This is a genomic window from Paenibacillus lutimineralis, from assembly GCF_003991425.1.
GTDB classification, from domain to species: domain Bacteria; phylum Bacillota; class Bacilli; order Paenibacillales; family Paenibacillaceae; genus Fontibacillus; species Fontibacillus lutimineralis.
This window is the reverse complement of record NZ_CP034346.1, coordinates 386,762-399,716: the sequence shown is the minus strand read 5'-3', so window position 1 is coordinate 399,716 and position 12,955 is coordinate 386,762. Positions and strand designations below refer to the sequence as shown.

Genomic DNA, 12,955 nt, shown 5'->3' with positions numbered 1-12,955 from the left:
TGCTCACCTCAATAACATTAGAATAGCAAAAAACGATGTTACTTGTTATCCGGATCATCCTTTCGAAGCTCGGCCAGCGCTTCCGCCTCATGGATCGCCTGTGTCATCTGCTCTTCAATCTCTCGGAACGAAGCCTGACCGGAAGATAGGCCGTCAGAATTCACTTCTTGTTGGAGTCTGGCTTCTGCCAGCTTCCCCTTCAGCTCGATCCGTCTCTGCTCCAGCCCTGCCAGATCCACAATCAGCCTGTCCTGGACCTGCTTCATGCTGGCAGCCTTAGAAGAAGCCAGATTGTAGGCATTCTGCAGGTCGCTTAACCTTTCACCAAGCTTCTTAGCCTGCTCCAGAAATTTTCGCGATTCATCCTCATTACCTGCTTCCACCGATTTATCTGCATACCTCTGCATTTTTATGATCTCGGCACAGCACTCGTCCAGCGCGTTCTTGGCCCTTCGCTCCTCCGCGAGCAAAGAAGCCGTCTCTGCTTTCACTTTACCCAGATCGCTGTTCAAACTGCGCAAATACTCATCAATTGACTTCTCAGGTTCATCTGATTGGTCCTTCCAAGAGTTCACATTGGCCCTCGTCATATTCTTTAATCTTGAGAAAATCCCCATCGATTACCGCTCCCTTCCTAGAAGTACATCTTCCATATAATACAGTAGTTCTAGGCAAAAGGTTTCAATTCGGGGCATCATAATATAAACAATACCTTCATTAATTCTAGGCATCAAGGTAAATTTGCATCTCTGGGCGTACTAAAAAAAGACAACTCCGATAAATGAATCAGAGTCGTCTTTCTTCATATCTAATGGCTACACATCTTCTGATAGCGTCTCTTCAATCCACACAGACATCTCGCCTAATCCGCGGTTTGCCCAAGTAAAGTAAGGGATGAATTTTAGCGGAGCACTCTCCTTAATCCACCTAGAATCACTCCGATATAAATGCTCCTCCCAGCCTTCTGCGGCAGTCCATCGCTCGCCAGAGGCATGAATAACGTTTAATCCTGCATGAAGCTGATCATCCGGCTGTACTTCGAATTGTGATCCAATAGGTAGTCTAAGTTGGTATAACCCAGCCCCATTATCAACTTCTTCAAGACAATAGACGAAAGGCCCACGTTGTAGAGCGACTTTACCATAAATTTGGCGAACATATGGATGACCCTTCATCCGTAATACTGGCATAGAGAACACCCAATATACGGCATGACCCCATCGAATATTTAACATATTTCCGGATAGAACAAGCTAAAAATCCTGTTTTTCTAAGAAAGAAGGCATTTCTCCTTCTAATTTCCGCATGAAGTTTATTGGACCTCGCTGATGGGAAGTAGTAGAATGAATGGCTCTTTGCTATTACTTAATAACTACATATTCCAAGTTAACAAGTTTTGCGTAAGTAATCATTTGGTCTGTTGTTAAAGTTAATGAAACTACGGTATGGTGACCGCCGCCATGTTCAATCCAAGCTTTAACCCCATCTTGGAAGTTTGGCTTAACATTCCAAAGTACACGAGCTACTGGAAGGTTTGGAGCTGGAACAGTCGGCTCAAATGCTGAAACTTCGTTGATCAAAAGTTTGTAATGAGTACCAAAGTCAGCCATGGAAACGACCACACCGTCTCCTGCTTTACCATCAAATACTAAACGAGCTGGATCGTCTTTACCGCCAATGCCTAATGGGGAAACGATAAGTTTGGGTTTGTTGCTTGCCAAAGTAGGGTCTACTTCAAGCATATGGGATTGTAGGATGGATTCTTGTCCAACCGCCAATTCATACGTGTAATCTTCCATAAAGCCAGTGGATTGGTTATGGCTCATTACTTTGAGCAAACGATCTAAAGCCGCTGTTTTCCAATCACCTTCGCCGGCAAAACCATATCCTTGTGCCATCAAACGTTGAACAGCAAGTCCAGGAAGTTGTTTCATGCCGTGTAAATCTTCAAAATTCGTTGAGAAGGCATTGTAGCCACCTTGATCAAGGAAACGTCTCATGGCGATTTCATAGCTTGCTTGTACTCTTACGCTAGCTTCCCATGCTTCTTTGCTATAGTTACCGTAATCGAATTCATAAAGCTCTGAATATTCAGCGAACAACGCATCGATTTCTTCTTCCTTAACTTCATTAATAACTTGAACAAGGTCGCCAATACCAAAGTAGTCAACCGTCCAACCAAATTGGATTTGGGCTTCAACTTTGTCTCCTTCGGTTACGCCAACGTTACGCATGTTGTCACCAAAGCGAGCTACCTTGATGTTGAAGCTTTCGTTATAAGCAACGGCTACGTCCATCCATTCCGCAATTTGCTTCTGGACTTCTGGTCGTTCCCAGTAGCCTACAACCACTTTGTTTTGCTTGTTCAAACGTGCGTTAATAAAGCCATATTCACGGTCACCATGTGCTGCTTGGTTCAGATTCATGAAGTCCATATCGATGGTTGCCCAAGGAATACTTTCGTTATATTGCGTAGCTAGATGAAGCAAAGGCTTTTGCAGCATCTTGGTTCCGCGAATCCACATTTTTGCAGGCGAGAACGTATGCATCCAAGTGATGACACCGGCAACTTCATCTCGGTAGTTGACTTCTTTCATGATGTTGGTGATTTTATCTGCACTAACAGCCAAATCTTGTAGCACTAGTGGGTAGGGCAAAACTCCGCTTTTATTCAAAGCATCTGCCATCGTTTGTGCATGTGCTTTAACTTCAGCCAACGCTTCTTCCCCATAAAGATGTTGTGACCCTACGACGAACCAAAATTCTTTTGCTACTGCTGTTGACATATTCATCCTCTTTTCGTCATTCTATAGTTTGATTATTTTTGACCGTAATACGCGTCTTTTCCATGTTTGCGCAAGTAATGTTTATCTAAAATACCTTGTGGTAATTCCTCTGCGAAATGGTTCAAATCTCTTGCAAATAAATTCATTTTTGATACTTCATCCAACACAACACTGTTCATTACCGCGGATTTTGCATCATTTCCCCAAGTAAATGGTCCATGTCCTTTAAGCAAAACACCGGGTACCGCCATGATATCTATCCCACGTTGTTCAAAGGTTTCGATAATTACATTACCCGTTGCGGCTTCGTAGCCACGATCGATTTCCTCTTGAGTCAAGAAACGCGCACAAGGAATGGAGCCATAGAATGTATCGGCGTGCGTCGTTCCCATTACAGGAACGTCAAGCCCTGCTTGAGCCCAGATGGTCGCCCAAGTGGAATGCGTGTGCACGATCCCTCCGATTTCGGAGTAATGTTTATAAAGCACTGCGTGAGTAGGTGTATCGGATGAAGGTCTCATCTCCCCCTCAACCACATTGCCATCCAGATCAACAACTACCATGTCACTGGCTTTCATCGTCTCATAGCTTACACCGCTAGGCTTGATTACGAATAATCCACTTTCGCGATCCATCGCACTCACATTTCCCCATGTATACTTAATAAGTCCCTGTCTCGGTAATTCCAAATTGGCTTGAAAGACCTCTTCCTTAAGTTGTTCTAACATCCTGCCCCCCACTTTCACACTAAATTGTCGACAGCGGATTGCTCAATCGCCAGACCTTTTTTATATCTTTCGATAAAGGTTTCAAATCCCTTAATATCGGTTGCATCTGGATAAATCTCTTCTCCCTTCACGTCTTTGAACACTTTTTGATCCAGGAAATCTTCCAAACTTTCTTCCTGATCTTTGTTCTTCATGTAAGAGGCTAGAATAGCCATTCCCCATGCGCCACCTTCTCCAGCAGTCGACATTACGGAAACAGGAACATTCATTGAGGCTGCCATCATTTTTTGGCCAACTACCGGAGTTTTAAATAAGCCACCGTGACCTAAAATGCTGTCAATGGCAACATTCTCTTCCTTCGTCAAAATGTCCATTCCCATTTTCAAAGCTCCAAATGCGCTAAACAAGTGAGCACGCATAAAATTAGCCAAATTGAATTTGCTCTCCGGAGAGCGGACAAATAGCGGACGCCCTTGTTCTAACCCGGTAATATTCTCGCCTGAGAAATAACCATAACTGAGCAGTCCACCCGCATCCGGGTCTGCTTCCAAAGATCTATTCAGCAGCACACTGTACAATTTATCAGCTTCTACCCTTTGTCCCATCGCTTCATAGAACTCGCGGAACAATCCAATCCAGGCATTAAGATCACTTGAACAGTTATTGGCGTGAACCATCCCTACCGGACTTCCGTTGGGTGTAGTAACTATATCGATTTCCGGATAAACCTTGGAAAGCTCTTGTTCTAGTACAATCATGGCAAAAACAGAGGTTCCTACGGAGACATTCCCAGTGCGTCTTCTTACGCTATTCGTAGCGACCATTCCGGTTCCGGCATCCCCTTCTGGAGGACTAAATGGAATACCTGCTTGTAAATGCAGTGATGGGTCCAAAATTTTGGCTCCAGCTTCGGTTAATACACCCGCTGGCTCACCTGCTACATACACCTTAGGAAGTAGGTTGCTGATCTTCAAGGTATAACCCTTACTTGCAATAAGTTCATCAAACTGTTGTATCATGGATTCATTATAATTTTGTGTGGATTCATCAATCGGGAACATCCCTGAAGCATCCCCAACACCAAGTGCTTTGTTACCGGTCAATAACCAGTGAATATATCCTGCTAGTGTCGTAACAAAACGCACCTGCGGCACATGTTCTTCTTGGCATAATATCGCCTGATAAAGATGAGCAATGCTCCACCGTTCAGGAATATTGAATTCAAATAGATCAGTTAATTCTCTGGCTGCCTTGCCTGTTGTAGCATTACGCCAAGTCCGGAACGGAACAAGCAGGTTATCTTGTTCGTCAAAAGCCATATATCCATGCATCATTGCAGAAATCCCGATCGAACCCACGGTATGGAGGGTGATTCCATAATTTTGTTGAACTTCTTGCTTCATTACGCGATAAGCGTCTTGTAGACCTTTGATTATGTCCGCTAAGTTGTACGTCCAAATTCCATCCTTCAACTGATTTTCCCATTCGTAACTACCAGAAGCGATTGTTTGAAAGCTATGATCAATAAGTACTGCTTTAATACGCGTAGATCCTAATTCAATCCCAAGCGAAGTTTCTCCCTTATTAATGGCTACTTGGACGCTTAATCGATCCGATAACATGTTAGTCACCTCTCTGCCAGCGCTTTTTATAAGTCATGATAAATCTGTTTTCGTATTTGACAGCTTTAGTATATTTACTTGTACGTACATTTGTCAATAATATGATTATATATACGTACATTTATGGAGATAATAATAATTTTGGTCTATACTTATGCAGGCTATCTCCTTTTTATTTATTTTGTAGTCATGCTATAATTTGTACATACAGCTTTATTGAAAATGTAAAAATCTAAGCGAACAAGTATGGAAAGAGGAATTACATGAAACCAAAGTATCAAGTGATTATTGATGATATAAAAAGTAGAATTCTTTCTGGGGATTATAATGTAGGGGACCAAATTCCTACTGAGTCTGCTTTGCAGTCCTTATATGAGGTTAGTAGACAGACTGTGCGAAAAGCCATTTTAGAACTATCCAACGAGGGATTCCTACGAAGTGAGAAGGGTTCGGGCACCTATGTCAGCAACCAATATCTTTCGAAGACCGGTGGGAGCTCCCATAAGAAGACAATAGGCGTAATTACGACCTATATCTCAGACTATATCTTTCCGTCCATAATCCGCGGGATTGAGAGCCGAATGAATGAGGATAATTATTCCTTGCTATTGGCTAGTACCAATAATGATGTTGCTCAAGAAAAAAAAGCACTGGAAATGATGCTGTCCCACGGCGTGGATGGTTTAATTATCGAACCAACAAAGAGCAATTTATATAACCCCAATATTGCTTATTATCTTTCGTTTAAGGAGCAGGATATTCCACTCATCATGATCAATGCTTTTTATGAAGAAATAGAGCTGCCTTTCCTTTGTCTGGATGATGTGCAGTCCAGTTATCTGGCAACCAAAGAATTGATATCCAAAGGGCATAACCAAATTGGACTTATTGCAAAAATGGATGATCTGCAAGGAAAGTATCGAATGAAGGGGTATATCAAAGCGCTCGAAGAAGCTAAATTGCGGTTTAATCCGGAACAAATTTTTTCGTTCAATACGGAGACGAAACAGTCGTTATCTACAAACTTGACCGATTTCCTGAATAAAAATAAAGATACCCTCACTGCTATTGTCTGTTATAACGATGAGGTCGGTTTGGAAGTGGTCCATGCCTGCAGGAAGCTAGACATCTCTATTCCAGAGGAACTATCGATTATTGGCCAGGACAACTCCTATATTGCCAAGAATTCGAACATCAAACTAACTACTTTGACTCACCCCCAAGAAACGATGGGTCGTGATGCAGCGGATTGGGTTATTAAGAAATTACAAGGAAAAAAGGATCTGCCCCACAGCACCTATTATCAACCTGTGTTAATTGAAGGTGAAACTGTAGTCGCGAGATAGGATAAATACATTGTTTACTATACTTTATGTTTAATTGGAGGGGCACATCATGTCTTATGAAGCCTTCAGAAGAGCGAATGCCCTTCTCAATCAACATATCTCACAAATCAGCGGGAACCAGGCATCCTTCAAAATTCACTATTGGGGCTTCATGCCTCTTCATTACAGCAACTCTCTGCACCGGCACTCTTTTTTCGAAATTTGCTACGTATTAGAGGGTTCAGGTGAATACACAGACGATGGTGTCGATTATCCATTGCAGACTGGAACCCTGTTCTGTTCAAAGCCCGGCGTATGGCATCAAATTCGCAGTGAACAGGGCCTTGCCTTGTTTTTCGTAGCTTTTGAAGTCGATGAATTGCAGACCTCCGAGGCTTATACGAGAGGCTTCCGCAGCATAGCTCACCACGGCAAGATTGTCGCGGACCCGGAAGACTCTCAGATCACAGCGCAGATTTGGCAGACGATTCTAGGCCTGATCGAGAGTACACAGCCCATTCCCAGAGATATGCTGCAGCATCTTGTTCTCTCTCTGCTTCTATCCTTTCTGCATGGTCTCTCCTCTACGCCGAATCTGAGTGGTGATGCCTTAAATGAGGATACCGAGGAGCATCGCCAGTTGAGACGAGCCAAGTTATATATAGAAGATAATCTCTCTTCACCTCTACGAATTGAGCAAGTCTCGCAAGAGCTGGGAATTTCCTCGCGGCACTTATCAAGACTGTTTCACACCCAGCTAGGTCAAACCTTTGTGCATTATGTGCAGGAACGGAGGGTACAGAAGGCCAAGGACTGGCTGCTTAACAGTGACATTGCCATTAAGGATATCGCCGAACGTACTGGATTTGAATCCGTCCATTATTTTACCCGTGTATTTACAAGAAAGCTGGGCGTTGCCCCTGCCAAGTTCCGAAAAGCTCAATTTACAGATGGGCGGCAAAATAGGAAACAGACATAACTCGATCCTCTCCCCAGCCACTCTCCCACAATGTCCGAATTGTACAAAAAACAGGAGCCTGTTTCTAAAGATTTACGCCTTAAATCTTCTTACAATGAAGCTAATCATTTGTATAGGAGTGTGGCTTGAATGTTTGAGAAAAGGCCTGTCAACCCCGTTCGCTATCATCCGATCCAACCTGATTCAGCGATACCTTATGCTAAGGCAGGTTTGCAGCAAGGATATGAGGCGATATTCGCACCATTGATCTCTCTAGCCGAGCAGGACCACCCTAGTCTCCTTCGCATCGCTCTTGATGGAACCCATGGAGCGCATTTCCATTCTGTTCTGCAAAGCATGGTAGAAATACTTGAGGAACAGGGATACTCCACTCTCGTCATGAGAACCAGCAGCTTTATCAAAACAAGTGAAGAGCTGCGTCAGCATTTTGGGCAGAATATTACGGATAACCGCGCATTCGGTTATTTCACAGAGGGGACGATTGAAGATTATTTTCGGCCTAATGCTAAGCAGGAAGCCGAAAGTACCCTACATGATGCGGCCACCGCTACCAGGCCCTCTAGGCTTCCGTTCTGTGTTATCACTTGTGGTCCAGGCGCTTATTGGCTAGGCGACGGTAATTTCGACATTACCTACTTCTTGGATGTCTCACGTGAGTATCAGCAAATCGAATACAAGCAGCAGCTGCTGAATTTTGGATTCAATGGGAACGAAGATGACACAGAGAAGTACAAAATATCGCTGTTTGTGGAATGGCCTATTTTTGAAACCTATCGCAAGCATATTCTGAACTCTATTCACTACTACATCGATATGAATCAACCCGATGCTCCCGTGATGACAACAACCTGTTCGCTTCGTCAAATGATCTCCAGTATCGCTCAAGTACCTATGCGCGTGAAACCGTTCTTTGCTCCAGGGGTTTGGGGCGGTCAATATCTTAAAGAATTCGCCGATTTGCCTGCAGATTGGGCCAACTGCGCGTGGAGCTTTGAACCGATTGCTCCAGAGAACTCTATCATTATGGAATATGAAGGCAAGCAGATTGAAATTCCCTTTCTCCTAGTCATGCATTATGAACATGCCTCGATTCTCGGAGAACGGCTCGTTAAGCTATTTGGCGATTATTTTCCGATTCGCTTTGACTATCTGGATACGATGGATGGCAGTAACTTATCCTGTCAGGTTCATCCGAAGCAGGAATACATCCGTAACCAGTTCAACGAGTTAATGGCGCAGCAGGAGTCCTATTATATTATGGAGAGCAAGGGCAATTCCGAGGTGTACCTGGGGCTGACGGAGCCATGCACCAAGGAAGGCTTCTATACTGCCGTACAGACCGCTCAAGATACCGGAATCCCGATTGAAATAACGGATTATGTTAATTCCTATCCTGCGAAGAAGGGGGATCTCTACCTCATCCCAACTGGAACAGTACATGCATCAGGCAAGGATAATCTAGTGCTTGAAATCTCATCCACCACATGGTGGTTCACCTTCAAAATCTATGATTATCTGCGTCAGGGCTTAGACGGAAAACCACGCCCTATTAACATCGATCATGCATTTGAGAATATCGACTTCTTCAAGAAGACCCAATGGGTTGAGGAACATCTCATTCCACTCCCTACCTTGCTGCAGTCGCAGGGCGAGAACGAAGAGTATTTATTAGGTCAGCATCATGATCTACTGTTCTATGTCCATCGGGTGCACTTGCACACTACATGGGAGGATAACACAAACGCTGAAATGGTGATGTACAATCTCGTCGAGGGCGAACAGGTGCGGATCATATCATGCGCGGATGAGTCTATGTATGTAGAGTTTAAATATGCCGAATCCTATATTCTACCTGCCAGTTTCGGAGCTTACCGAATCGTAAATCTTGGCAGTGGGCCATGCAAACTCATCAAAGCGGGCGTATCCAAGACTTGGGATGTGAGTCTCATTGAAGCGTAACATCGTTATTGCGCTTGATGTGGGAGGAACATTTATCAAAAGCTGCATCATGCTGAACCATGTCCCTATACCCGCTAGTCAGAAGGAATTTCCTTCGTTAGCAGACCAAGATCAAGAGACGATTATCGAGCAATTTATTCATATTTTTAAATACCAAGCGGATTTTTACCATTCCCAATTCATTGAACAAGACGGTCATTGGCATATCGGTTTGGCCTTTCCTGGCCCTTTCGATTACAAGCAAGGAATTTGTTACATTCAGGGGCTGGATAAATTCGAATCCCTTTACGGATTTAGTGTAAAAGAGGCCTTATATGAACGGCTTGCACAAGAACAAGGTTCATGGGCAAAACCGCTTCAATCGGCAGAGATTAGGTTTGAGAATGATGCCAGACTGTTTGCGCTTGGCTTCAGCACGAATTATCCGCAGGATCGCTTCATTGCGCTAACTTTAGGCACCGGACTAGGCACTGCTTTTATCGACAAATCGACCATCATTGATCATTTCAAGGGCATTCCGGGTAATGGCTGGCTGTACAATCAGCCCTACCGTGATGGAATCATTGATGATGCGTTCTCCAAGCGCGGTATCCTTCAGCTTGCCCACAGCCTGGGGGTGATGAAGCCTGATCTCGACGTGAAAGAACTGGCTGAAGACGCTATAGCCGGTGATGTATTATCCAGAGAGGTCTTTACGGAGTTCGGTAATCGCCTTGTAGACATGCTCATTCCGTACATTCAGGCATTTCAACCAAACCTTCTCGTATTCGGAGGGCAGCTCTCAAAGAGCTTTCATTTATTCAGTGCTGCTCTTCAAGGCTTCGCCGATCTACATCAAATTCAAATACACACTTCAGAGCTGATGCTAGAAAACACATTCCTAGGTATTTCACATATGTTCCGCTTTTGATCACGAAGTAATTCAGGAAGCAACTCGACATCGAATCTTGAATTCAGCCGGGATTTCCGGTGCTCACGTACAAACTACGTACGCTCCGCTCCTCAATCCCTAGCTTCATCCAACCTTCTTGGTGCTGAAAACCGGCCCTTTTGATCACGAAGTAATTCAGGAAGCAACTCGACATCGAATAAAGGAGAGATCTACATGCCAAGTCAAAAACCGTGGAAAATTTACGCCATACATCATTCTCATACAGATATCGGTTATACGGAACGCCAAGAGAAAATCCAGCAATACCATGTAAATTTCATACGTCAGGCCCTGCAGATTTTGCGTGAAATCCACTCAGGTCGCCATCCGGAATGGGCAGGCTTTAAGTGGGTATGTGAGACATTTTGGCCAGTGGAATCCTTTATGGAGAGAGCGAGCGAGCAGGAAAAGGCGGAATTTGCAGCTGCCGTTCGCCGCGGTGAGATCGGTCTCTCCGGAACCTACCTCAATATGAGCGAATTGATGGATAAAGAACTGCTAGAATCGATGATCGGACGCATTCGCAGCTATGGGAAGTCTATTGAAGCTCCGGTAACATCCGCCATGACAGCTGATATTACCGGATTTAGCTGGGGATATGGCCAAGTCCTGCTCGATGCAGGCATTCAGAACCTGATCACTTGTATTCATACGCATCATTCTATGTATCCACTGTGGAAAAAGCAGCAGCCCTTCTGGTGGGAAATGCCTAGTGGTGAACGACTCTTAACCTGGAATGGCGAACACTATATGTTCGGCAATGATCTCGGATTTATACCGGGAATCGGCGGCTCCTATACTACCAAAGATGAACTAGATACTAGCCAAGGCGTGACCTTCGAGATCGCGGAGACACGAATACAGCGTTATATTCATCGCTTAGAGCAGGATGGGTATGCGTTCCGCTTCGCTCCGGTCATGTTCTCCGGCTTGCCGACGGACAATGGCTCACCTAATCCTCAAATCATGGAGTTCATTCAGCAGTGGAATGCCAAGCATGGGGAACAGATCATGATCGTCTCATCGACCTTAGAAGAGTTCTTCACGGAAGTCCGGGAACATGCTGCAAGCCATCCCGAGGATATCCCTGTCCATCGCGGCGACTGGCCGGATTGGTGGACGGATGGTGTAGGCTCGACGCCAAAGCATGTGCAGATCTACCGCGAAGCTGTACGTGCGTATCACAAAGTGAAGAGATTAGATCCACACTGTAAGATCGTATCCCCTGATACCATCAAGGATATAGAGTATCATCTCACGCTGTTTGCAGAGCATACCTGGGGATATCATTCTTCAGTCACCGAACCGTGGAATCCATTTGTTCAGGAATTAGGCGTTCGTAAAGAAGCTTTTGCGGCCAACGCGAGCACTGCAGCACATCGCGCACTTTATGACATTCTAGAGCATAAGGGGGATGCACTTTTATCTCCCAATCGGCCGATTAAATTCAAATTATCTAATCCCTTCGACTTTGTTCAGGAGGATTTCGCCCATCTTATTATGGAGGGGTGGCACTACAACCTGATTAAAGATGGATTTGAGGTGCGTGATGTAGACAGTGGCCAATTGTACTCCTCTCAACTTAGACTCGCATCGCGTGGTGTAATTATAAGTATTCCAGTTACACTTCAACCAGGCGAAGAGAAAACCGTTCATATTCAGGCTGTTAAATCCAGCAAATTCATAACCGCATACCGCAACGACTATGTCGGATCTGATCGAATGATGGATCTGGATGTGACGAGCGACGCGCGGGCATTCAAGGTGACATCAACCTATATTGAGACCCCATTCGTCCACATCAAATGGGCCAAGGGAGAAGGTATTACCTCTTGGATCGATAAACGCATGGACAAGGAAATGCTGCGCCAGGATCGCCATCACCACGCCTTTACACCCGTATATGATGTGACCCGGGCAGCCAAGGTGGAGGATCAGTACGAAGTGCGACGCAAAATGGGCCGTAATCGCAAAGGCCCTGATGCGGTTACTTTAACGGGAATACTCACGAAAGCTGAAGTTATAGCAGAAGGCGATGTGTATGGTACCGTGGAATTGACCTTCGAGGTAGCAGGCTGCTCTCATTATTCGCTGTTAGTTACGGCTTATGCCCAGCATCCCCGAGTTGATGTTGCAGTTCGTATCCATAAAGACAGCGTCTGGGATCCGGAGAACTTATATATCTCCCTGCCCTTTGGAAGTCCAATCATAAGTGAGTCTGAGGAATTATGGATCGATAAAATGGATGCCCTGACACGCCCGCGCAAAGACCAATTAACAGGCAGTTTGGCGGATTACTATTGCGTAGGCGAAGGTGCTGCTTATATATCAGCTCATAACGGTGTCGCGATTGCTATGCCGGATACGCCCCTCATTCAACTCGGTTCGTTGAATCATCAGTTTCGCCTGCTCAATGGCGATGCCAAGCTGCAGCAAGACCCCGCCCACTTATATGCTTGGCCGATGAATAATTATTGGGAGACCAACTTCGCAGCGACCTTAGGCGGATTTTACGAATTCCGCTATCTTGTAGCTTGGGGAGAGCAATACCAGACTCCTGAAGCCGCCATGGATGCGTGCCGCAGCATGAACGCCGGTATTCTGGCCTGGAGGGTTCACTAAACC

Annotated in this window: 10 protein-coding genes; 5 read left to right on the top strand and 5 right to left on the bottom strand. The window is 44.9% G+C overall.

Features of this window, described 5'->3' with window-relative positions:
• Window positions 1-38: 38 nt before the first annotated feature.
• The 5 genes from EI981_RS01845 to EI981_RS01825 all read right to left on the bottom strand — a co-directional run bounded on the left by EI981_RS01845 (window position 39) and on the right by EI981_RS01825 (window position 5,136).
• Entirely contained in the window at window positions 39-617 is a 579-nt protein-coding gene (locus EI981_RS01845) for a PspA/IM30 family protein (RefSeq protein WP_126994907.1), read from the bottom strand.
• A 198-nt stretch (window positions 618-815) separates the two neighbouring features.
• A complete protein-coding gene (locus EI981_RS01840) occupies window positions 816-1,235 on the bottom strand; it encodes a glycoside hydrolase family 127 protein (protein WP_162616055.1) in 420 nt (139 codons plus the stop codon).
• Window positions 1,236-1,361: 126 nt separating this feature from the next.
• The gene (araA, locus tag EI981_RS01835; RefSeq protein WP_126994903.1) at window positions 1,362-2,786 is read right to left on the bottom strand and encodes an L-arabinose isomerase; all 1,425 of its coding nucleotides are present in this window, start codon (window positions 2,784-2,786) and stop codon (window positions 1,362-1,364) included.
• A gap of 32 nt (window positions 2,787-2,818) precedes the next feature.
• Window positions 2,819-3,514 (bottom strand): L-ribulose-5-phosphate 4-epimerase, encoded by a 696-nt coding sequence (locus tag EI981_RS01830; RefSeq protein ID WP_126994901.1) that lies wholly within the window; start codon window positions 3,512-3,514, stop codon window positions 2,819-2,821.
• 14 nt (window positions 3,515-3,528) lie between these two features.
• Window positions 3,529-5,136: a xylulokinase gene (locus EI981_RS01825; RefSeq protein WP_126994899.1), complete on the bottom strand. Its 1,608-nt coding sequence runs from the start codon at window positions 5,134-5,136 to the stop codon at window positions 3,529-3,531.
• A 263-nt stretch (window positions 5,137-5,399) separates the two neighbouring features.
• Between EI981_RS01825 and EI981_RS01820 the strand changes: the two genes are divergently transcribed.
• The 5 genes from EI981_RS01820 to EI981_RS01800 all read left to right on the top strand — a co-directional run bounded on the left by EI981_RS01820 (window position 5,400) and on the right by EI981_RS01800 (window position 12,952).
• The gene (locus tag EI981_RS01820; RefSeq protein ID WP_126994897.1) at window positions 5,400-6,482 is read left to right on the top strand and encodes a GntR family transcriptional regulator; all 1,083 of its coding nucleotides are present in this window, start codon (window positions 5,400-5,402) and stop codon (window positions 6,480-6,482) included.
• A 49-nt stretch (window positions 6,483-6,531) separates the two neighbouring features.
• Window positions 6,532-7,440, top strand: a complete 909-nt coding sequence (locus EI981_RS01815) for an AraC family transcriptional regulator (protein WP_126994895.1) — start codon at window positions 6,532-6,534, stop codon at window positions 7,438-7,440.
• A 129-nt stretch (window positions 7,441-7,569) separates the two neighbouring features.
• A complete protein-coding gene (locus EI981_RS01810; protein WP_126994893.1) occupies window positions 7,570-9,399 on the top strand; it encodes a class I mannose-6-phosphate isomerase in 1,830 nt (609 codons plus the stop codon).
• A complete protein-coding gene (locus EI981_RS01805; RefSeq protein ID WP_126994891.1) occupies window positions 9,389-10,309 on the top strand; it encodes an ROK family protein in 921 nt (306 codons plus the stop codon). The genes EI981_RS01810 and EI981_RS01805 overlap by 11 nt, the downstream gene beginning before the upstream one ends.
• A 195-nt stretch (window positions 10,310-10,504) precedes the next feature.
• The gene (locus EI981_RS01800) at window positions 10,505-12,952 is read left to right on the top strand and encodes a glycoside hydrolase family 38 N-terminal domain-containing protein (RefSeq protein ID WP_126994889.1); all 2,448 of its coding nucleotides are present in this window, start codon (window positions 10,505-10,507) and stop codon (window positions 12,950-12,952) included.
• The last annotated feature ends 3 nt before the right edge of the window (window positions 12,953-12,955 follow it).

What these genes read in the sequence shown, in the direction of transcription:
- EI981_RS01845 (WP_126994907.1), bottom strand. Translation starts at nt 617, where the DNA reads ATGGGGATTTTCTCAAGATTAAAGAATATGACGAGGGCCAATGTGAAC.
- EI981_RS01840 (WP_162616055.1), bottom strand. Translation starts at nt 1,235, where the DNA reads ATGTTAAATATTCGATGGGGTCATGCCGTATATTGGGTGTTCTCTATG.
- araA (WP_126994903.1), bottom strand. Translation starts at nt 2,786, where the DNA reads ATGTCAACAGCAGTAGCAAAAGAATTTTGGTTCGTCGTAGGGTCACAA.
- EI981_RS01830 (WP_126994901.1), bottom strand. Translation starts at nt 3,514, where the DNA reads ATGTTAGAACAACTTAAGGAAGAGGTCTTTCAAGCCAATTTGGAATTA.
- EI981_RS01825 (WP_126994899.1), bottom strand. Translation starts at nt 5,136, where the DNA reads ATGTTATCGGATCGATTAAGCGTCCAAGTAGCCATTAATAAGGGAGAA.
- EI981_RS01820 (WP_126994897.1), top strand. Translation starts at nt 5,400, where the DNA reads ATGAAACCAAAGTATCAAGTGATTATTGATGATATAAAAAGTAGAATT.
- EI981_RS01815 (WP_126994895.1), top strand. Translation starts at nt 6,532, where the DNA reads ATGTCTTATGAAGCCTTCAGAAGAGCGAATGCCCTTCTCAATCAACAT.
- EI981_RS01810 (WP_126994893.1), top strand. Translation starts at nt 7,570, where the DNA reads ATGTTTGAGAAAAGGCCTGTCAACCCCGTTCGCTATCATCCGATCCAA.
- EI981_RS01800 (WP_126994889.1), top strand. Translation starts at nt 10,505, where the DNA reads ATGCCAAGTCAAAAACCGTGGAAAATTTACGCCATACATCATTCTCAT.